The organism is Streptomyces sp. NPDC102437, assembly GCF_044765565.1.
In the GTDB taxonomy this organism is placed as follows: Bacteria; Actinomycetota; Actinomycetes; order Streptomycetales; family Streptomycetaceae; genus Streptomyces.
Genome location: NZ_JBIWKI010000007.1, coordinates 1 through 20871, shown reverse-complemented (window position 1 = coordinate 20871; position 20871 = coordinate 1). Strand labels below are relative to the sequence as shown.

Below are 20871 nucleotides of genomic sequence, written 5' to 3'. Positions count from 1 at the left end.
CACGCCCGCACGGCGCGCCCGCCCCGCATCATGGAGGCATGCCCGAAGGAGACACCGTCCTGCAGACCGCCGTACGTCTGCACACCGCACTCGCAGGTCGGACCCTCACCCGCTCCGACCTGCGCGTCCCTCGATTCGCCACCGCCGACCTCACCGGCCGGACGGTCCTGGACGTCATCTCGCGCGGCAAGCATCTCCTCACCCGCGTCGAGGGCGGCCTCACCCTGCACAGCCACCTCCGGATGGACGGCGCCTGGCGCGTATACGCCCCGGGCGAGCGCTGGCGCGGTGGCCCCGCCCATCAGATCCGCGCGATCCTCGCCAACACGGAGTACACCGCGGTCGGCTACCGGCTGCCCGTCCTCGAACTGCTCCGCACCCGGGACGAAAAAAAGGCGGTCGGCCACCTCGGCCCCGACCTGCTGGGCCCGGACTGGGACCCCGAGACCGCTCTGCGCAATCTGCTCGCCGACCCCGGCCGCCCGCTCGGTGAAGCCCTGCTGGACCAGCGCAACCTGGCCGGAATCGGCAACATCTACAAGGCCGAGATCTGCTTCCTGGCCCGCGCCACCCCCTGGCTCATCGTCGGCGACCTCCCCGCCCCCACCGCCGCCCGCCTGGTCACCACGGCCAAGCAGCTCCTCGAAGCCAATCGCGACCGCCCGATGCGCACGACCACGACCACGCGCGCCCCACGCGGCCCCGGCCCGAAGGAACGGCTCTGGGTCTACGGCAGGGCCGACCGCCCCTGTCTGCGCTGTGGCACCCCCATCCGCACCGCGGACCAGGACGCCCGTCCCACCTACTGGTGCCCGCACTGCCAGTCGGGCCCCACCAGCTGAGGGCCGCCCACTGGTTGACGCTCCGTCAGTTCCCGTCGTACCGTCCGGTCATGCTCCTCGCCGCGTACGACCTCACGGGCCGCTCCGCGTTCGTCACCGGCGCGGCAGGCGGCATCGGCCGGGCCAGCGCCCTCCTGCTCGCGGCCGCGGGCGCCACGGTGCACTGCGCGGATCTCGACGAGAAGGGTCTGCTGGAAACCCGGGACCTGATCAACGACGCGGGTGGCACATCCCACATCCAGGTCCTCGATGTCACCGACCGCAGTCGGGTCGGGGCCGCGGTGGCCGCAGCGGGCGACCTCGACATCCTGGCGGCCGTCGCCGGAATCATGCATTCGAGCAGCGTTCTGGAGACCTCGGACGAGGACCTCGACCGCGTGCTCGCGGTCAATTTCAAGGGTGTGCTGTACGCCTGCCAGGAGGCGGCCCGCGGCATGATCGCGCGCGGCGCCCCCGGCTCGCTGATCACCATGGCCTCGGGAGCGGTCGACTCCTCGGGCCCGGGACTGTTCTGCTACAGCGCGGCCAAGGCGGCGGTCGTCCAGCTCACGAAGACACTGGCCACCGAACTGGGGCCGCACGCGATCCGCGTCAACGCCGTCGCCCCGGGCTGGATCCGTACGCCCATGACTGCCCGCCACGACGCGGCCCGACAGCAACGGGTGGAGACGACGATGGCCCGGATCTCCCCGCTGGGACGGGTGGGCGAACCGGAGGACGTCGCCCACACCGTGCTCCATCTCGCTTCCGACGCATCGGCCTTCATGACCGGCCAGATCCTCCGCCCGAACGGCGGCGTAGCCATGCCCTGGTGATCCGTCGAACCCGCTCCGCACCCTGCACCCCAGCAGCCGACCAACGGCTCGCGCTCCGCACGCCGGCAGCGAGCCACCAGCCCGCCCACCGCACACCGAGGGCCGCCCACCGGGCAGCACCCGCTTCGGCGCCCCCGCCTTTTGCCGCCATGCTCCTTCGGCGGGCATCCGTCGAACCGGCGGTCGCGGCCACATGCACGGGCAGCAGACTCAGACCCCATCCACCCGCCGCCACCGCACCCTCGACAAGTCCCGCATGGGCCGGTTCCAGCACGAGCCGCAGCACGGCCCACCACCACACCCCGCCGAGAACGAGCGCCGGCACCCCTCGCCGTACCATGGCTGCCTCCTCCGGCCGAACCTAGTGCGGCGCACTCACCCGGCGGGAGAGCGCATCGGCGCACCGCCGGCGCGCGGCGTACAGCCGCAGACCGTTGCACGCTCTTGCCCAGAACTCCAGGGCATGCTGCGCCGGATCGGGCCCACCACGGCCGGACACTCTCCGGTACGCAACCGGAGGGCACGACCCCGTCGTACTGCGGGCGACGACCGCACCGGATCCCACCGGCCGGCGGCCCGCTCACCGCAGTCTCGCCCGGCAGCGCCCGGACCGCATCCAGAACAAGGGGCGCCTCGGCACCACTGAGCCCCCACCGAATCGAGTGGGGGCCCGGCGGACGCGGTCAGTGCTCGTCGCGGCGCAGCGAGCCCTTCATGCCCTTCGCGCGCTTCTCGGCGTCGCTCATGGCGTCCTTGGTCCGGCCCTTGGCCTGGTCCATCTTGCCTTCGGCCTCCTTGCGGCGGTCGCCGGTCATCTTGCCCATGGCTTCCTTCGCCTTGCCCTTCATCTTGTCCTTGGCGCCTTCGTCAACCATTGCGACTCCTTCGGGTACGGGGATGGTCACTCTGCCCGTTCGGCTTCACCCACGATTACACAAACGAAACAAATCGGTCACTTGAGAACCGTCTGTGCCACCCACCTGAGCACGCCCCGAGCCATCCACGCCGAGCACAGCCCGAGCACGACCCAAGCCCACCCCGAGCACGGCCCGAGCGCCTGAACCCGCCCCCGAGCACGCAGAAGCCCCGGTCGCCCCCTCAAGGGGACGACCGGGGCTCCGCCACACATCGCTTCACACCGGACCGCACGGGTCAGGCGGCGACGACATCCACCGCTTCCGCGGGCGCCTTGATGGTCACCCGGCCCGTCGGCACACCTGCCACCGACGTCACGGAGACGGAGTTGAGCATTGGCCGGACCGGCACAGGCACCGGATCGCTGGCTGCTGCCGACTCGGCCAGTTCGGCCAGCGACAGCTCATCGCTCACTTCACGCATGAGCTCGGACATCCGTACGTCAAGCGCGTCGCAAATGGCGGAGAGCAGTTCGGAGGATGCCTCCTTCTGCCCCCGCTCCACCTCGGAGAGATAGCCGAGCGAGACTCGGGCGGACGAGGAGACTTCGCGCAGAGTACGGCCTTGGCGCTGGCGCTGCCGACGCAGCACGTCACCAAGCAGGCGACGGAGCAGAATCATCGGTGGCTCCCTCCTCGGACCGCGTAGCCGCATCCTTCACGCCCCACCGTACCGCCTCGCGCCGCGGCCGTGCGGGGAGCGATGTCGTGTTCACTCAGGGCTGCAAACATCAATTCCCCCCGTTCTGTTCCGTATCCTGTGCCCTTGCATTCTTGCGGAGTTCGGCGGAGAGCAGCTCGAGCACGCTCCGTACGCTCTCTTTACGGATGTCCGCCCGCCCGCCGTTCAACCTCAGCTCGGCCATATTCTGCGCGCCGCCCGGCCCGGCCACCGCGACATAGACCGTCCCCACGGCCTTGCCGTCCTGCGGATCGGGGCCCGCGACCCCCGTGGTGGCCATGCCCCAGTCCGCCCCGAGGGCACGGCGCACACCGGCTGCCATCTGCCGCGCCACCTCCGGATCGACCGCACCGCGCTCCGTCAGCAGGCCCGCGTCCACACCCAGGACATCCCGCTTCAGGGGCGTCGCGTACGCCGTCACAGAGCCCCGGAAGGACCGCGAGGCCCCCGGCACCGAGGTGAGCTCGGCCGCGACCAGACCGCCGGTCAGCGACTCCGCGACGGCAAGGGTCTCACCACGCTCCACGAGCAGCTCCAGCACCCTGGCCGCGGCAGTCACCGCTCGGCCTCCGCCGAATCACGGCTTCCGGTGGCCTCCTGAACCGGCCCCGCCGCCGCGGCGGCCCGCTCGGCGGCCAGCCCCTTGCGACGCAGCACCACGGCCTGGCGCACGTAGTCGAGCCCGGTGACCACCGTCAGCACGACGGCCACCGCCATCACCCAGAAGCGCAGAGTGGCAAGTGGACCGGTGAGCGCCAGGACGTACATCCCGACGGCCGTCCCCTGAGCCAGGGTCTTCATCTTCCCGCCGCGACTGGCCGGAATCACCGCATGCCGTATCACCCAGAAGCGCATCAGCGTGATGCCGAGCTCGCGGAAGAGGATCACGCCCGTGACCCACCAGGGCAGATCACCGAGGTACGAGAGACAGACCAGCGCAGCGCCCATGATCGCCTTGTCCGCGATCGGGTCGGCGATCTTCCCGAAGTCGGTGACCAGGTTGTACGTGCGCGCCAGATGACCGTCGAACAGGTCGGTGATCATGGCGATGGCGAAGGCCGCCCAGGCGAACGAACGCCAGACCGGGTCGTACCCGCCGTTGTGCAGCAGCAGCAGCACAAAGCCGGGCACCAGCACCAGCCGCAGCATGGTGAGCAGATTGGCGATGTTCCACAGGCTGGCCTGATTGACGGCCGCAGTGCCCAGCTTGCCGCCACGGACCGGCTTCGCGCCGGAGCCGCCTGCCGCGGATGCCGGGGCTCCCGTCATCTGGCTGCCTCCACGAGTCCGGAACACTCGGCCACCAGATCCACTCCTTCGGTGCCCACGACCTTTGCCTCGACCATAAGGCCGGGTACGAGGCCGTCGCGTGTCGTGAAGAGCACCTGGCCGTCCGTTTCGGGTGCCTGGTGTGCCGCGCGGCCCACCGCACCGTCCTCGTCGTCCACGGACTCGACGAGCACCTGGAGCGACTCGCCCAGGCGCTCCTCGGCACGCTGCGAGGTCAGCTCCTCGGCCAGCTGCGAGATGTGCGCGAGCCGCTCGGCGATGACATCGGCGTCCAGTTTGTTCTCGTAGCCGACGGCCTCGGTGCCCTCTTCGTCGGAGTAGCCGAAGACGCCGATGGCGTCGAGCCGGGCACCGGTGAGGAAGCGTTCCAGCTCCGCCAGGTCGGCCTCGGTCTCGCCGGGGAAGCCCACGATGAAGTTGGAGCGGGCACCGGCCTGCGGCGCCTTGCTCCGGATGGTGGCCAGCAGCTCCAGGAACCGGTCGGTGTCGCCGAAGCGGCGCATCGCCCGCAGCACACCGGGGGCCGAGTGCTGGAAGGACAGATCGAAGTAGGGCGCGACCTTCGGCGTCGAGGTCAGCACGTCGATCAGGCCGGGCCGCATCTCGGCCGGCTGGAGGTAACTGACCCGGATCCGCTCGATGCCCTCGACGTCGGCGAGCTCCGGCAGCAACGTCTCCAGCAGGCGGATGTCGCCGAGATCCTTGCCGTACGAGGTGTTGTTCTCGGAGACGAGCATGACCTCCTTGACGCCTTGCTCGGCCAGCCAGCGGGTCTCCTGCAGCACGTCCGAGGGGCGCCGCGAGATGAAGGAGCCGCGGAAGGACGGAATGGCGCAGAAGGAGCAACGGCGGTCGCAGCCGGAGGCGAGCTTCACCGAGGCGACGGGGCTGGTGCCCAGCCGCCGGCGCAGGGGCGCGCGGGGCCCGGAGACCGGGGCGACGCCGTGGGGGAGGTCCTCGGGGGCGGGGGCCGGTGCGGCCTCCTGTGCGTGACCGGGCAGGGCCACGGCCGCGTCCTGCCGCTCGGCCGGGCTGATCGGCAGCAGCTTGCGGCGGTCGCGCGGGGTGTGCGAGGCGTGGATACCGCCGTTGAGGATGGTCTGGAGGCGGTCGGAGATGTCGGCGTAGTCGTCGAAGCCGAGGACGCCGTCCGCCTCGGGCAGGGCCTCGGCGAGGTCCTTGCCGTAGCGCTCGGCCATGCAGCCGACGGCGACCACGGCCTGGGTCCGGCCGTGGTCCTTCAGATCATTGGCTTCGAGCAGGGCGTCGACGGAGTCCTTCTTGGCGGCTTCGACGAATCCACAGGTGTTGACCACGGCGACATCCGCGTCGGAGGCGTCCTGGACGAGCTCCCAGCCGTCCGCTGCCAAGCGGCCTGCGAGCTCCTCCGAGTCCACCTCGTTACGGGCGCAGCCAAGAGTGACAAGGGCGACGGTACGGCGTTCGGGCATGGGCTCAAGACTACTTTGTCCCTGCACTCGCCCTGCCGCGCAGGGTTCCACCGTTACATCGAGTAACAAATGCTGCGAGCGCCCGGCTTGTTTGCCGGGCGCTCGCCGTGTCGTCGATGCCGCCTGAGGGAACTGTGCGTGCCAGGGTCAGCCGACCGCCGGGTCGCCCTTGGTGTACGAGAGCCGCTCGACCTGGCCGGGCTGGAACTGGTCCTCGACCTTCTTGCCGTTGACGAAGAGCTCGATCGAGCCCGCGTCACCGAGGACGAGGTCGACCCGTTCCTGGTCCTGGAAGGTCTTGGTCTGGCCCTGGAGCAGCAGACCGTCGAAGAGCAGCCGCCCGTTGTGGTCCTTGGCGGAGATCCAGCTCTTGCCCTGCTTGGCGTTGAGCCGGACGGTCACCTTGTCCCTGGGTGCCGCGGCGATGGCGCTGTCCGAAGGCGCCGGCTTGGGGTCGACGGGCTTACCGGTCTTCGGTGCGGGACTCTTCTTGTGGGGTGCGGGACCCTCCGCGACCTGGGTGGCCGCGGGACTGTCGTCGCCGCCCTTGAGGAAGGTGAAGCCGACGAAACCGACGACGGCGACGATCGCCGCGACCATGGCCGCCGTCCAGTTGGGCCGACGGGGTTCGGAACGGATTCTCTCGGCCTCGAACAGCGGCGCCGCGGGGGTGGGAGCGGGACGGCCGCCGTGTTCCGCGTCGTACTGCGAAACCAGCGGTTCCGGATCGAGTTCGACGGCACGCGCGAGCGCACGGATATGGCCGCGCGCGTACACGTCGCCGCCGCAGCGGGAGAAGTCGTCCTCTTCGATCGCGTGCACGATGGGGATGCGCACCCGGGTGGACGAGCTGACCTCTTCGACCGTGAGACCTGCGGCGATGCGAGCCTGCTGGAGCACTCGACCGATCGAAGGCCGGTCGTCTTCGGGGGAGTTGCCGATGGACACGGGGGCGCCTTTCGAGCGTGAGCCACCTGCTGGGTGTTCAGTCTAGGGGGGGTACGAAAGGGTGGGGCAACCGGGAGGAATGACTTTGTCCTCCATCGGACTCGAATCACTGTCCGATTCGCCGGACCGCCCCGGGAAGGACAATTCTGCCGCCCCTCCCTCCAAGTTGACGTACGACCCGACGAAACGGTTGCCCGTAACACCCTTACGAACCGGTTTCCCCGCGGATCAGAGCCAACACCCCGTCCAGCTCGTCGGGTTTCACCATGACGTCGCGCGCCTTCGACCCCTCACTGGGTCCGACGATGTTCCTCGACTCCATCAGGTCCATCAGCCGGCCCGCCTTCGCGAAGCCGACCCGCAGCTTGCGCTGAAGCATCGACGTGGACCCGAACTGCGTGGAGACGACCAGTTCGGCGGCCTGGCAGAGCAGGTCCAGGTCGTCGCCGATGTCCTCGTCGATCTCCTTCTTCTTGGCGGTGCCGACCACCACGTCCTCGCGGAAGACCGGCGCCATCTGATCCTTGCAGTGCTGAACGACGGCCGCGACCTCGTCCTCGGTGACGAAGGCGCCCTGCATTCGGGTCGGCTTGTTCGCGCCCATCGGCAGGAACAGACCGTCACCCTTTCCGATGAGCTTCTCGGCGCCGGGCTGGTCGAGGATGACCCGGCTGTCGGCCAGCGACGAAGTCGCGAAGGCGAGCCGGGAGGGCACGTTCGCCTTGATCAGACCGGTGACGACGTCTACCGAGGGCCGCTGGGTCGCGAGCACCAGGTGGATACCTGCGGCACGGGCCAGCTGGGTGATCCGGACGATGGCGTCCTCCACGTCGCGCGGAGCGACCATCATCAGGTCGGCGAGCTCGTCGACGATCACCAGCAGATACGGGTAGGGCGAGAGCTCGCGCTCGCTGCCCTCCGGCGGCTTGACCTTGCCGTTGCGGACCGCCTGGTTGAAGTCGTCGATGTGCCGGTAGCCGAACGCCGCGAGGTCGTCGTAGCGCAGGTCCATCTCCCGCACGACCCACTGGAGCGCCTCGGCGGCGCGCTTCGGGTTGGTGATGATCGGCGTGATCAGGTGTGGGATGCCCTCGTACGCCGTCAGCTCGACGCGCTTGGGGTCGACCAGCACCATGCGGACGTCGTCCGGGGTCGCCCGCACCATGACCGAGGTGATCAGACAGTTGATGCACGACGACTTGCCGGAACCGGTCGCACCGGCCACCAGCACGTGCGGCATCTTCGCCAGGTTGGCCATCACATAGCCGCCCTCGACGTCCTTGCCGAGCGCGACCAGCATCGGATGGTCGTCCTCGGCGGCGTCCGCGAGGCGCAGTACGTCGCCGAGGTTGACCATCTCCCGGTCGGTGTTGGGGATCTCGATGCCGACCGCCGACTTGCCCGGGATCGGGGAGATGATCCGGACGTCGGGGCTGGCGACGGCGTAGGCGATGTTCTTCGCGAGCGCGGTGATCCGCTCGACCTTCACCGCCGGGCCGAGCTCCACCTCGTACCGCGTGACCGTCGGTCCGCGGGTGAAGCCGGTGACGGCGGCGTCGACCTTGAACTCGGTGAAGACGTTGGTCAGCGCGGCGACGATCGCGTCGTTGGCGGCGCTGCGCGTCTTGCCCGGGCCACCGCGCTCCAGCAGGTCGAGCGAGGGCAGCGAATAGGTGATGTCGCCCGAGAGCTGGAGCTGTTCGGCACGGGCCGGCAGCGGCTGGGACTGCGAGTCGGGCACCGGCTTCGTCAGATCGGGTACGCCGCCCGTGGGGGCCGACGGCCTCCCTCCTTGAGAGGAGGGCTCGGCCGCCCTGGCACCCGGCACCGGTGTGCCCTGGCGTTCGCGCTCGACGGAGACGCCCTGAGTGAGGTCGGCCACGATCGGCGAGGGCGGCATGCCGTTGAGCACCGCACCGTCGAGGGCCGCGGCCGCGGCCGCCGCCACATCCACCGCGTCCATGGTGCGGTTCATCGCGGGCTGCACGGAGGGCCTGCGCGGCCGGCGGCGCTTGGAGAGCGCTTCGGCCTCGACCTGCTCGGGGTCGTACTCGTCGGGGACTTCGGAGCGGCGTGCCGGGGAACGGCGGGAGCGGGCGGGAAGCTGCTCGCGCCACTGCTCCTCGTAGCGCTCGTCGTCGTTCTCCTCGTCCGACTCGGGGTCGTACTCCGGGTGGAGGAGACCCAGCTTGGTACCGAGCAGCCGGAGCCGTTGCGGAATGGCGTTCACCGGGGTGGCGGTGACGACCAGCAGCCCGAAGACGGTGAGCAGCAGCAGCAGCGGTACGGCGAGGACCTCGCCCATCGCGTAGATCAGCGGCTTGGAGGCGGCCCAGCCGATGAGCCCGCCCGCGTTCTGCATCGCCGTGGTGCCGTCCTCCCGGCCGGGCGATCCGCAGGCGATGTGGACCTGTCCGAGCACCCCGATGACGAGGGCGGAGAGCCCGATGACGATCCGGCCGTTGGCCTCGGGCTTCTCCGGGTAGCGGATCAGCCGTACGGCGATGGCGCCGAGCAGTATCGGCACGAGCAGATCGAGCCGGCCGAAGGCCCCGGTGACGAGCATCTCCACGAGGTCGCCGACGGGTCCGCGCAGATTCGACCAGGTGCCCGCGGCGACGACCAGCGCGAGGCCGAGCAGCAGCAGCGCGACGCCGTCCTTGCGGTGTGCCGGGTCGAGTCCCTTGGCGCCGCGCCCTATGCCGCGGAAGGCGGCTCCGACGGCGTGGGCCGCACCGAGCCAGACGGCGCGCGCCAGGCGGTACACACCGCCGGTGGGCGACGGGGCGGGCTTGGGCGGGGCCGCCTTCTTCGCCGCCGCCTTCTTGGCGGGTGCCTTCTTGGCGGGCGCGGTCTTCTTCGCGGCGGTCTTCTTCGCGGGCGCGGCTTTCGGCGCGGCTTTCCTGGCCGGCCCCGCGGTACCGCCGACGCGCTTCGCGGTGCCCGCCGTGCCCTGGGAACCCTTGCCGGACGTACGTGAGGCCATGGTGCCGAGGTTACCGTTGTCGGCGCCTGTGAACACGTGCGACTGCCGCTTCACCCGACCGTGTCGCTGTGCGGGGGACGCAAACTGACGCGACCTCACTGCCGGACGCCCCGATTCCGTGCGCCGACCGGCGGACCGGAGGGGCCAGTTGGGCCGACGCCCGGACAACCACCCGCCCCCGGGCCGAAGTCACACCGCCGGACCAGTCGTGAACCCGGCCCTCTCCCGGTGCGGGACGCGGCTGATACGGCGTTACGAGGTAGCGGCGGTGCGGCGTTACGAGGTAAGGGTGGCCGGGCCGGTGCCGGTGCCGGGCTCCAGGGCGTCGAGCGCCCGGCGCAGCCCGGTCAGCTTGCGCTCCAGATGGGCGGCGGTGGCCACCGCCGCGGCGTCCGCCGACTCGTCGTCGAGCTGCTTGGAGAGCGCCTCCGCCTGCTCCTCGACGGCTGCCAGCCGCGCCGAGAGCTCGGCGAGCAGCCCGGCGGGCTCCTTCGCATGGTCCGCACCGCCCGGATCGCCCTCGAGCTGGAGCCGCAGCAGCGCCGCCTGCTCGCGCAGCTTGCAGTTCTTCATGTACAGCTCGACGAAGACCGAGACCTTGGCGCGGAGCACCCATGGGTCGAAGGGCTTCGAGATGTAGTCCACCGCGCCCGCCGCGTAACCCCGGAAGGTGTGATGCGGGCCGTGGTTGATCGCGGTGAGAAAAATGATCGGGATGTCCCGGGTCCGTTCCCGCCGCTTGATGTGCGCGGCGGTCTCGAAACCGTCCATGCCCGGCATCTGGACGTCCAGCAGAATGACCGCGAAGTCGTCCGTGAGCAGCGCTTTGAGCGCTTCCTCCCCTGACGATGCCCGGACCAGTGTCTGATCGAGCGCAGAGAGGATGGCCTCCAGCGCCAGCAGATTCTCCGGCCGGTCATCGACCAGGAGGATCTTGGCCTTCTGCACCATGGCCCGTCCTCCTCGCCCCGGAATTGCACCGGGCGCCGCCCCAGGGGACGACTCCCTTACGCCGTCCGTCCTTGTGCCGGTCATGGTAGCCGCACCCCGCCCGTCGCCACACCCTGTCACCGTGATGTCACTGTGCACACAGCAAAAACGCGGTGGGGGACGAGAAGGTTCCCCGTATTCCACCCCCTCACACCCCTGCCAGCACAGTCGATCAGTAACTCGTCCGGATTCCCTCGCTCAATGATCACTCTCCGCGCATCCACTGCTCCATTACGGAAAGGAGATGATCAGGATCGACAGGCTTGGTGACATAGTCGGAAGCGCCGGATTCGATCGCCTTCTCCCGGTCGCCCTTCATCGCCTTCGCGGTCAACGCGACGATCGGCAGCCCGGCGAACTGCGGCATCCGCCGGATCGCCGCCGTCGTGGCATAGCCGTCCATCTCCGGCATCATGATGTCCATCAGTACGACTGTCACATCGTCGTGCTGTTCCAGGACTTCGATGCCGACGCGTCCGTTCTCCGCGTACAGCACCGAAAGCCCGTGCTGCTCCAGCACGCTGGTGAGCGCGAAGACGTTACGGATGTCGTCGTCGACGATGAGCACCTTCTCGCCACGGAACCGGAACGTCCTGCGGACCTCGGCTTCCTCGTGCCCTGCGAGAGTCCACGGCTCCTGCGGAGCGGCCGGCGCGGCGCTCCGGGGCGGCAGCGCGAGCCGCCGCTCCGTACTCCCCAGGCTCTTGCGGCGACGCCGCATCAGGCCGGCCACGCCGCCCGGATCCGGTGCCTCGGCCACCTGGTCGGCACCCGGACCGGCCTCCGGCAGCAGCCCTTCCTCGGCCGCTGCGCCGTGTCCCTCGATGGCACCGGGACCGATCTGCGAGTACCCCTGCGGCGGCAATTCGCTCGGGTGCAGCGGCAGATACAGCGTGAAGGTCGAACCCCGGCCCGGCTCACTGGCCGCATGGATCTCGCCGCCCAGCAGCCGGGCGATCTCCCGGCTGATGGACAGCCCGAGTCCCGTGCCGCCGTACTTGCGACTGGTCGTACCGTCCGCCTGCTTGAACGCCTCGAAGATCACCAGCATCTTGCTGGCGGCGATCCCGATACCGGTGTCGGTGACCGAGAACGCGATCAGGTCGGCGTCCGCGTCGCGCAGCGAGCCGGCCTCCAGGAGCTGCTCCCGGATGGCGTTCGGCACATCCTCGTTGGCGTGCCGGATCACCAGCTCGACCGCCCCGCTGTCGGTGAACTTCACCGCGTTGGAGAGGAGATTGCGCAGTACCTGCAGGAGCCGCTGCTCGTCCGTGTGCAGGGTCGCGGGCAGTTCCGGCGATACCCGTACGGAGAAGTCGAGCCCCTTCTCCGCGGTGAGCGGGCGGAACGTCGCCTCCACGTAGTCCACCAGCTGAACCAGTGCGATCCGGGTCGGGCTGACGTCCATCTTGCCCGCCTCGACCTTCGTCAGATCGAGAATGTCATTGATCAACTGGAGCAGATCGGAACCGGCCCCGTGGATCGTCTCGGCGAATTCCACCTGCTTCGGCGAGAGATTGCCCTCGGCATTGTCTGCGAGCAGCTTGGCCAGAATGAGCAGCGAGTTGAGCGGCGTACGCAGCTCGTGCGACATGTTCGCCAGGAATTCGGACTTGTAGCGCATCGAGACCGCGAGCTGCTCGGCGCGCTCCTCCAGGACCTGCCGGGCCTCTTCGATCTCGGTGTTCTTGACCTCGATGTCGCGGTTCTGCTGGGCCAGCAGTTCGGCCTTCTCCTCCAGTTCCGCGTTGGAGGCCTGGAGCGCCTTCTGCCGGTTCTCCAACTCCTGTGAACGGTCCCGCAATTGCTCGGCCAGCTCCTGCGACTGTTCGAGCAGCTTCTCGGTCTTCGTATTGACGCTGATGGTGTTGACGCTCGTCGCGATCATTTCGGCGAGCTGGTTGAGGAAGTCCCGCTGGATGTGGGTGAACGGCTGGAACGACGCCAGCTCGATCACACCGAGGACCTTCCCCTCGAAGAGCACCGGCAGCACGATCACATGCGCGGGAGGTGCCTCGCCCAGCCCGGAGGAGATCTTCAGATAACCCGGCGGAACGTTGTCCACCTGGATGGTCCGCTTCTCCTCGGCCGCCGTACCGATGAGCGTCTCGCCCGGCCGGAAGGACGTCGGCATCGAACCGGCCGAGTATCCGTAGCTGCCCCTCATGCAGAGTTCGTACGAGTTGTCCTCGTCGCTGTCCGAGCCCACCGCGGCGGTGTCCCCGGTGGGCATGGCCAGGAAGAACGCACCGTGCTGCGCGGAGACGACCGGGGTCAGCTCACTCATGATCAGCGAGGCCACGTCGTCCAGGTCGCGGCGCCCCTGCATCAGGCCGGAGATCCGGGCGAGGTTGCCCTTGAGCCAGTCCTGTTCCTTGTTGGTCGCCGTGGTGTCGCGCAGGTTGGCGATCATCGTGTTGATGTTGTCCTGCAGGGCCTGGATCTCGCCGGCCGCATCCACGTCGATCTTCAGGTTGAGATCGCCGCGGGTCACCGCGGTGGCGACGGCCGCGATGGCCCGCACCTGACGGGTGAGGTTGCCGGCCATCTCGTTCACCGACTCGGTGAGGTCGCGCCAGGTGCCGTCGACGTCCCGGACCCGGGCCTGACCGCCCAGCTGCCCCTCCGTACCCACCTCGCGGGCCACCCGGGTCACCTGCTCGGCGAACGAGGAAAGCTGGTCGACCATGGTGTTGATGGTGTTCTTCAGCTGCTGGATCTCACCTCGCGCGTCGATGTCGATCTTCTTGGTGAGGTCGCCCTTGGCGATGGCGGTGGTGACCGCCGCGATCTGGCGCACCTGACCGGTCAGGTTGGACGCCATGGAGTTCACCGATTCGGTGAGGTCCTTCCATGTGCCCGAGACGCCCGGCACCCGCGCCTGGCCGCCGAGTTCGCCCTCCGTGCCCACCTCGCGGGCGACCCGCGTCACCTCGTCGGCGAACGAGGACAGCGTCGTCACCATCGTGTTGACGGTGTCCGCGAGCTCCGCGACCTCGCCGCGCGCCTCGACGGTGACCTTCTTCCTCAGGTCGCCGTTGGCGACCGCCGAGGAGACCCGGGAGATGTTCCGCACCTGACTGGTCAGATTGTTGGCCATCAGGTTGACGTTGTCGCTGAGGTCCTTCCAGATGCCGGTGGCCCCCGGCACCCGCGCCTGGCCGCCGAGGATGCCCTCGGTGCCCACCTCGCGGGCGACCCGCGTCACCTCGTCGGCGAAGTTGAGCAGCTGGTCGACCATGGTGTTGACGGTCGTGACCAGTTCGAGGATCTCGCCCTTGGCATCGACGGTGATCTTCTTGGAGAGATCGCCGTTGGCGACCGCGGTGGTGACCTCGGCGATGTTGCGGACCTGCAGGGTCAGGTTGTTCGCCATGCCGTTGACGGACTGGGTGAGGTCCTTCCACGTACCGGACACCCCCTGCACCTCGGCCTGGCCGCCGAGCATGCCCTCCGTACCCACCTCACGGGCGACCCTGGTCACCTGCTCGGCGAAGTTCGAGAGCTGGTCGACCATCGTGTTGATGGTGTTCTTCAGCTCAAGGATCTCGCCCCGCGCGTCCACGTCGATCTTCTGCGACAGGTCACCGCGCGCCACCGCCGTGGCGACCTGCGCGATGTTACGGACCTGAGCGGTCAGATTGCCCGCCATTCCGTTCACCGAGTCGGTCAGATCCCGCCACACACCGGCGACGCCAGGCACCTGCGCCTGCCCGCCGAGCCGCCCGTCGGTGCCCACCTCGCGGGCGACCCGCGTCACCTGATCCGCGAAGGCGGAGAGCTGGTCGACCATCGTGTTGATGGTGTTCTTCAGCTCAAGGATCTCGCCCCGGGCATCCACGTCGATCTTCTGCGACAGGTCACCGCGCGCCACCGCCGTGGTCACCTGCGCGATCTGGCGGACCTGCGAAGTCAGGTTCCCGGCCATGAAGTTGACGGAGTCGGTGAGCTCCTTCCAGGTACCGGAGACGCCGTCCACCCGGGCCTGGCCGCCGAGGCGGCCCTCCGTGCCCACGTCCCGCGCCATCCGCGTCACCTGGTCGGCGAAGTTCGAGAGCTGCGCCACCATCGTGTTGACGGTGTTCTTCAGCTCCAGCATCTCGCCCGCGACATCCACGGTGACCTTCTGCGTCATGTCACCGTTGGCCACCGCGGTCGTGACCTGCGCGATGTCCCGCACCTGCCCCGTGAGGTTGCGGAACGCCGCGTTCACCGAATCGGTGAGGTCCTTCCAGGTCCCCGCCGCCCCCGGCACCTCGGCCTGACCGCCGAGGCGGCCCTCCACGCCGACCTCCCGGGCCACCCGGGTCACTTCCGAACCGAAGGCCTGGAGCTGGTCCACCATCGTGTTGACGGTGTTCTTCAGCTCCAGCATCTCGCCGGCCACATTCACGGTGACCTTCTGCGTCATGTCACCGTTGGCCACCGCCTTGGTCACCTGTGCGATGTCCCGCACCTGCGTGGTCAGGTTCCGGAAGACCGTGTTCACCGAATCGGTGAGGTCCTTCCACGTCCCCGCCGCCCCCGGCACCTTCGCCTGACCGCCGAGCAGCCCCTCGCCACCGACCTCGCTGGCCACCCGGGTCACTTCGTCCGCGAAGAGGCGCAGCGTGTCGGTCATCTGGTTGATGGTCTCGGCCAGTTGCGCGACCTCGCCGCGGGCGCTCACCGTGACCTTCTGGGACAGGTCGCCGTTGGCGACCGCCGTCGTCACCTCGGCGATCCCGCGCACCTGGGAGGTGAGGTTGCCGGCCATGGTGTTGACGGAGTCGGTGAGGTCCTTCCACACCCCCGCCACACCCGGCACGGTCGCCTGACCGCCGAGTTCGCCCTCCGTACCCACCTCACGGGCGACCCGGGTCACCTCGGAGGAGAACGACGACAGCTGGTCGACCATCGTGTTGACGGTGTTCTTCAGCTGGAGCATCTCACCGGCCACATGGACGGTGACCTTCCGCGACAGATCACCCTTGGCGACCGCCGTGGTCACCAGGGCGATGTCGCGCACCTGCGCGGTCAGCCGGTACGCCATGGTGTTCACGGAGTCCGTGAGGTCCTTCCAGGACCCGGACATCCCTCGCACCTGGGCCTGTCCGCCCAGCTTGCCCTCGGTGCCCACCTCGACCGCGACCCGCGTCACCTGCTCGGTGAACGCCGAAAGCTGGTCGACGAGACTGTTGACCGTACGGGCGACCTTCAGGAACTCGCCGCGCAGCGGCCGTACCGTCTCGTCGGATGTGTGCGAACGCAGTTCCATCCGCTGTTCGAGATCACCGTCGGCCACCGCCGACAGCACCCGCCCGACCTCCGAGACCGGCCGGGCCAGATCGTCGACCAGCTCGTTGGAGGCGTCGATCGCGGCGGCCCAGGAGCCCTCGCAGGCGCCCGTCTCCAGCCGCTCGGTGAGCTTCCCCTCGCGTCCGACCACCCGCCGCACCCGGGCCAGCTCACCGGTGAGATGCAGATTGCGGTCGGCGACCTCGTTGAAGACTGCCGCGATCTCCGCCATCACGTCGTCGCCCGAGACGGTCAGACGCCTGCGGAAGTTCCCGTCGCGCATCGCCACGAGGCCCGCCAACAGTCTGTTGAGTGCCGCCGCGTCGACGTCGATGGTTCCATTGCGCTGTTTCTTCACGGACTGTCCGCCTTTTGTGCGCGTGCTTCTGCCCCGCGCCGCCACGCCAGACTCCACCGTGTCCCTCCCGCAGGGGTTGACCGTATCGCTCGGGCCTTATCTGGGAGCTTGCCCAGTTCTTCTTGGCTCACCGCCACAGCCCACCGTCGACGGGTGACCATGGGGACGTCAAATCGTTGAAACGTACCAGGCCGGACGCAGCCGGGGCGCCACCTCCAATGGTTGTCCCTCATCCCTCCGTTGAGAAGGCCACACTTGTCCGGTCACAGGTCGGTTCCTGGTCGCTCCTGTCCGAAGTCGCCCCTCGTGTACCCGGCACGCAGACCGAGCGTCTAGCCTGGCAGGCGAATCGAAGCGGCGAGAAACGGGCACAGGACTCGGGGAAGCGACGAGACACCACATGGGGAGTTCTGTGATCACCGCGCGCGCGGCCGCCACCTTCGACCCGGTCGGGCGCTCCGTCGCGACCGCCCGCGCCTTTGTCCGCGACACCCTTCAGGGGTGGGGCTACACGGACGTCGTCGACGACGCGGTCGTCCTCACCAGCGAGCTGGTGACCAACGCCGTGGTCCACGCGGGCACCGCCGCCGACGTCCTGTGCCTTCGCACGGAGGACGGCGTCCGGATCGAGGTCTCCGACCACTATCCGGAACGCGAGGTCCCGCTCCAGAGCGCGGGCCCGGACTTCGGCAGCCCGGACAGCGAGAACGGCCGCGGACTGCTGCTCTGCGCGGCACTCGCCACACGCTGGGGCGTCGAGTACTCCCCCACCCGCAAACATGTCTGGTTCCAGCTCGATCTCCCCGAACGCCCGGTGGGCATCCGCTCGGCCGGCCCACTGCTCCCCGTGGGGCTGCTCCCCGTCGCCGACGAGCGCGTCAGGGTGGCGGTCGTCCAGATCGACAGCACCGGCTCCATCGCGGCCTGGAACGAGGACGCCTCGTTCCTCTTCGGCCACACCACGGATCAGGTCACCGGAAAACAGCTCACCGACTTCACCGCCTGGCCCCAGACTCCAGGCACCAACACCGGCATCGTCGAAGCGCTCCAGCTCTCGCGATGGGAGGGCAGCTACGGAATCCGCGGCGCCGACGGCCGGACCATCCCCGTCTACGCCTCGCACCTGCGGGTTCGCGACACCCACGGCGAGCCCTCGACCGTCTGTCTCCTCGTCCGCGACTACGAACGCGCGGTGCTCCAGTCACCGGCACGCGCGCCGGTCTCCGACACCAACACCGAGAGCGGCAAGACCGACCCGTTCGAGATCTTCATCGGCTCCCCCGCCCCCGACGACCTCGACGGCCTGCTCCAGCGCACGGTCGAACGGGCCCGCGACATGCTCGACGCCGACGCGGCCTTCCTGCTGCTGGCGACGGACGACGAAACGGAACTGGAGGTACGGGCCACCACCGGCCTGCCCTCCGCCCGCCAGCGTTTCGCCCGGGTCCCGGTGGAAGCCGGAACCGGACGGTACGGATCCGCCCGGATGCCCGCCGTCCACGAGGACCTCGACCACGTCCCGGGCGCCGTTCCGCTGCTGGGCGGCACCGGGATGCGTTCCGTCGTCACCGTCCCGCTGAAGGTCGAAGGGCGGCTCACGGGCTCGCTGGGCGTCGCCGCCGAGGCGGCCGGCCGCTACTCGAACGAGGAGGCCCTGCGCCTTCAGTTCGCCGCGGACCGGATCGCGCTCGCGGTCGAATCGGCCCGCCTGGGCGAGCTGGAACGCCTCCGCCGCGGTTCCCTCTCCTTCCTCGTCGAGGCTTCCGACCTGCTCGCCGGGACTCTCGACCGGGACCAGACCCTGGCGCTGATGGCCCAGATGACGGTCCCGACCCTGGCCACCTGGTGCGCCGTGTACACGATTGCCGACCAGTCCTCCGAGCCGTACCTCTCGTACGTCCTGCACGAGGACGAGGAGCGCATCGACGGCCTCAAGGCCCTGCTCTCCAAGATCGCGCCGCCGGACCCGGTACCCACCCCCGGCGCCCGGGTATGGTCCGCCCCCTCCGAGGCCGCCCACCAGGCAGCCCTGCGCAGTTCGATGCGGACTCTCGGCCTCGGTGATACCGGCAGGCTCGGCGAACCGGGCAGACTCGGCTCCGGCATCCGTACGACGCTCGCCACCGCGGCCGCCGTGGGCGGGGAGACGGTGGTCCTGCCACTCGTGGCCCGCAACCGCGTCATCGGCATGCTCACGCTCGGGAAGCCCTCCGACGACCACTTCCGCCAGGAGATCCTGGAACTGGCCGAGGACCTCTCCCGGCGCGCCGCTCTGGCCCTCGACAACGCGCGCCTCTACTCGGAGCGCATGGCGATCAGCCAGTCCTTGCAGCGCAGCCTCCTGCCTCCGGGGCTGCCCGAGGTCCCCAATGTCGAGATCGAGGTCATCTACCGTGCGGCCGGCGAGGGCAACGAGGTCGGCGGTGACTTCTACGACGTCTTCCCGATCCGCGACGGCGCCTACGGCTTCGCCATCGGCGACGTATGCGGGACGGGTCCGGAGGCCGCCGCCGTCACGGGCCTCGCCCGTCACGCCCTGCGCCTCCTCGCCCGCGAGGGCTTCGGCGGCCCCGCCGTCCTGGAGCGTCTCAACGCCGCCATCCTGGACGAGGGCGCCCGCAGCCGCTTCCTGACCCTCCTGTACGGCGAGCTGTGGCCCCAGGAGGACGGCAGCGCCCTCCTGAAGGTGGTCTGCGCGGGGCACCCGCTGCCGTTGCGCCTGCGTCAGGACGGCTCGGTCGAAGCAGCGGCCGAGCCCCAGCCGCTGCTGGGCGTCATCGAGGACCTCGAACTGTACGAGCAGACGGTGACCCTCGCCCCGGGCGATGTCCTGCTGTGCGTCACCGACGGCGTCACGGAACGCCGGGAGGGCACGCGGATGCTCGGCGACGACGGTCTGGCGGACGTCCTGGCGACCTGCACCGGCCTCACCGCGGGTGCGGTGGCGGCTCGCATCCTGCGAGCAGTGGAACGCTTCGCCGCCGAACCGGCTTCGGACGACATGGCCATCCTCGCCATGCGTGTCCCGGAACCGCCCACCGCCTAGTACGCCGCCGCCCTTGCGGCCTGCGGCCGAGCTCCTGCCGTTCTCGTCTGCCATGGACGAACGACTGGTACCTGGAAGCGGGCAGCGGAGCGCGGTTCGACTGGGGGCCCACAGGTGCCGAACGACTCTTGTCGGCGGTCGCGTGTCTGGTGGTGGTCGACGTGCTGTCGTTCACCACCTCGGTGACCGTGGCCGTGGAGTTCGGTACCCGGGTCTTCCCGTATGCCTGGCGTGACGCGTCGGCATCGGCCTTCGCCGACCGTATGGACGCACAACTGGCCGTAGGGCGACGCATGGCCGGCTCGGCATCCCCTTGGTCGTGGTCGCCGCCGGTCCTGGGAGACGCGCCTTTCACCTCGGGCGAGCGATGGCCGGACGGCAGCCTGCGCCCCGCGCTGGGAGCCGTTCTCGCTGCGCTCAGGAAGCAGCGAGGCGGGCTCCTGTCGCCCGAGGCGGCCACAGCGGCCGCGTGCTTCGAAGCAACACCGGATGTCACTGCCGCGGTGACCGCCGGTGCATCCGGGCAGGAGGTCCTCTCAGGGGGCTTCCCCGACGACATAGGCATCGCACGGAGTTGGACGCCTCCGCTGTCGTACCGACCTCACCAACAGGGCGTTCATGGCAGCCGGTTAGCTTCCGCATCAACAGGAAGGGCCCCCGCCAGCTGGCGGGGGCCCTTCCTGTTCTTCGGAGCCCCAATGCGGAATCGAACCGCAGACCTTCTCCTTACCATGGAGACGCTCTACCGACTGAGCTATTGGGGCGTGCTGCGCTGTGCAACGAGATAAAGCATACCCCGAACTCGGGGATGCTCAAAACCACTGTTCGCAGACGATTCTGACGGGCTCTCACCGCACCCGTACCGCACACCCGCCCGCACACTCGCGACGATGACGGGACCTGACGGGACGGAAGCCGGGCCGGCCGATTATGCCGCCACCGAATCGGCCGTAGAACGCAGAAAAGCCCCGTGTCCAAAAGGACACGGGGCTTTCCCGTAAAAGGAGTTCGGCGGCGTCCTACTCTCCCACAGGGTCCCCCCTGCAGTACCATCGGCGCTGAAAGGCTTAGCTTCCGGGTTCGGAATGTAACCGGGCGTTTCCCTAACGCAATGACCACCGAAACACTATGAAATAAACAACACCGGAACAACACGGCCGTTCGTTATTTCAGAACTAACACAGTGGACGCGAGCAACTGAGGACAAGCCCTCGGCCTATTAGTACCAGTCAGCTCCACCCGTTACCGGGCTTCCACATCTGGCCTATCAAC

At 69.1% G+C, this 20871-nt stretch carries 12 protein-coding genes, 1 tRNA gene and 2 rRNA genes; 3 read left to right on the top strand and 12 right to left on the bottom strand.

The annotated features are described in order from the left end of the window. The first annotated feature begins 38 nt into the window (after positions 1 to 38). Together ACIRJP_RS11170 and ACIRJP_RS11165 are read left to right on the top strand one after the other, a co-directional pair. On the top strand, positions 39 to 842 hold the full coding sequence (locus ACIRJP_RS11170) for a DNA-formamidopyrimidine glycosylase family protein (protein ID WP_404171210.1): 804 nt from the start codon (positions 39 to 41) through the stop codon (positions 840 to 842). Positions 843 to 892: 50 nt separating this feature from the next. Then, the gene (locus tag ACIRJP_RS11165; RefSeq protein ID WP_404171207.1) at positions 893 to 1657 is read left to right on the top strand and encodes an SDR family NAD(P)-dependent oxidoreductase; all 765 of its coding nucleotides are present in this window, start codon (positions 893 to 895) and stop codon (positions 1655 to 1657) included. Positions 1658 to 2340: 683 nt separating this feature from the next. On the opposite strand, the gene ACIRJP_RS11160 is transcribed toward ACIRJP_RS11165, so the two are convergent. The 9 genes from ACIRJP_RS11160 to ACIRJP_RS11120 all read right to left on the bottom strand — a co-directional run bounded on the left by ACIRJP_RS11160 (position 2341) and on the right by ACIRJP_RS11120 (position 16553). Further along, positions 2341 to 2532 carry a CsbD family protein gene (locus tag ACIRJP_RS11160; protein WP_404171204.1) on the bottom strand — a complete coding sequence of 64 codons (192 nt, stop codon included), beginning with the start codon at positions 2530 to 2532 and terminating at the stop codon, positions 2341 to 2343. A 277-nt stretch (positions 2533 to 2809) separates the two neighbouring features. Further along, on the bottom strand, positions 2810 to 3193 hold the full coding sequence (locus tag ACIRJP_RS11155; protein ID WP_018105285.1) for a helix-turn-helix domain-containing protein: 384 nt from the start codon (positions 3191 to 3193) through the stop codon (positions 2810 to 2812). Positions 3194 to 3302: 109 nt separating this feature from the next. After that, positions 3303 to 3812, bottom strand: a complete 510-nt coding sequence (locus ACIRJP_RS11150; RefSeq protein WP_404171200.1) for a CinA family protein — start codon at positions 3810 to 3812, stop codon at positions 3303 to 3305. Further along, positions 3809 to 4522, bottom strand: coding sequence for a CDP-diacylglycerol--glycerol-3-phosphate 3-phosphatidyltransferase (gene pgsA, locus ACIRJP_RS11145; RefSeq protein ID WP_358950916.1), 714 nt, complete (start codon positions 4520 to 4522; stop codon positions 3809 to 3811). Before pgsA ends, ACIRJP_RS11150 begins: the two co-directional genes overlap by 4 nt. Further along, positions 4519 to 5994, bottom strand: a complete 1476-nt coding sequence (rimO, locus tag ACIRJP_RS11140) for a 30S ribosomal protein S12 methylthiotransferase RimO (protein WP_404171196.1) — start codon at positions 5992 to 5994, stop codon at positions 4519 to 4521. Before rimO ends, pgsA begins: the two co-directional genes overlap by 4 nt. A 147-nt stretch (positions 5995 to 6141) precedes the next feature. After that, the gene (locus tag ACIRJP_RS11135; protein ID WP_404171193.1) at positions 6142 to 6942 is read right to left on the bottom strand and encodes a helix-turn-helix domain-containing protein; all 801 of its coding nucleotides are present in this window, start codon (positions 6940 to 6942) and stop codon (positions 6142 to 6144) included. 205 nt (positions 6943 to 7147) lie between these two features. Beyond that, entirely contained in the window at positions 7148 to 9928 is a 2781-nt protein-coding gene (locus tag ACIRJP_RS11130) for a DNA translocase FtsK (RefSeq protein WP_404171190.1), read from the bottom strand. A gap of 276 nt (positions 9929 to 10204) precedes the next feature. Then, complete coding sequence (locus tag ACIRJP_RS11125; RefSeq protein WP_404171187.1) at positions 10205 to 10879, bottom strand: two-component system response regulator; 675 nt, start codon at positions 10877 to 10879, stop codon at positions 10205 to 10207. Positions 10880 to 11123: 244 nt separating this feature from the next. Next, positions 11124 to 16553 (bottom strand): HAMP domain-containing protein, encoded by a 5430-nt coding sequence (locus ACIRJP_RS11120; RefSeq protein WP_404171184.1) that lies wholly within the window; start codon positions 16551 to 16553, stop codon positions 11124 to 11126. A 400-nt stretch (positions 16554 to 16953) separates the two neighbouring features. On the opposite strand from ACIRJP_RS11120, the gene ACIRJP_RS11115 reads away from it, so the two are divergent. Then, the gene (locus ACIRJP_RS11115; protein ID WP_404171181.1) at positions 16954 to 19599 is read left to right on the top strand and encodes a SpoIIE family protein phosphatase; all 2646 of its coding nucleotides are present in this window, start codon (positions 16954 to 16956) and stop codon (positions 19597 to 19599) included. Positions 19600 to 20290: 691 nt separating this feature from the next. On the opposite strand, the gene ACIRJP_RS11110 is transcribed toward ACIRJP_RS11115, so the two are convergent. From ACIRJP_RS11110 to ACIRJP_RS11100, 3 genes are all read right to left on the bottom strand, one after another. Beyond that, a tRNA-Thr gene (locus ACIRJP_RS11110) sits at positions 20291 to 20363 on the bottom strand. A gap of 242 nt (positions 20364 to 20605) precedes the next feature. Continuing rightward, positions 20606 to 20722, bottom strand: a 5S ribosomal RNA gene (rrf, locus tag ACIRJP_RS11105). Positions 20723 to 20798: 76 nt separating this feature from the next. Beyond that, positions 20799 to 20871 (bottom strand): 23S ribosomal RNA (locus tag ACIRJP_RS11100); the annotation flags it as partial.

Coding starts and splice junctions, on each gene's coding strand:
- ACIRJP_RS11170 (WP_404171210.1), top strand. CDS start 39: ATGCCCGAAGGAGACACCGTCCTGCAGACCGCCGTACGTCTGCACACC.
- ACIRJP_RS11165 (WP_404171207.1), top strand. CDS start 893: ATGCTCCTCGCCGCGTACGACCTCACGGGCCGCTCCGCGTTCGTCACC.
- ACIRJP_RS11160 (WP_404171204.1), bottom strand. CDS start 2,532: ATGGTTGACGAAGGCGCCAAGGACAAGATGAAGGGCAAGGCGAAGGAA.
- ACIRJP_RS11155 (WP_018105285.1), bottom strand. CDS start 3,193: ATGATTCTGCTCCGTCGCCTGCTTGGTGACGTGCTGCGTCGGCAGCGC.
- pgsA (WP_358950916.1), bottom strand. CDS start 4,522: ATGACGGGAGCCCCGGCATCCGCGGCAGGCGGCTCCGGCGCGAAGCCG.
- rimO (WP_404171196.1), bottom strand. CDS start 5,994: ATGCCCGAACGCCGTACCGTCGCCCTTGTCACTCTTGGCTGCGCCCGT.
- ACIRJP_RS11130 (WP_404171190.1), bottom strand. CDS start 9,928: ATGGCCTCACGTACGTCCGGCAAGGGTTCCCAGGGCACGGCGGGCACC.
- ACIRJP_RS11125 (WP_404171187.1), bottom strand. CDS start 10,879: ATGGTGCAGAAGGCCAAGATCCTCCTGGTCGATGACCGGCCGGAGAAT.
- ACIRJP_RS11115 (WP_404171181.1), top strand. CDS start 16,954: ATGGGGAGTTCTGTGATCACCGCGCGCGCGGCCGCCACCTTCGACCCG.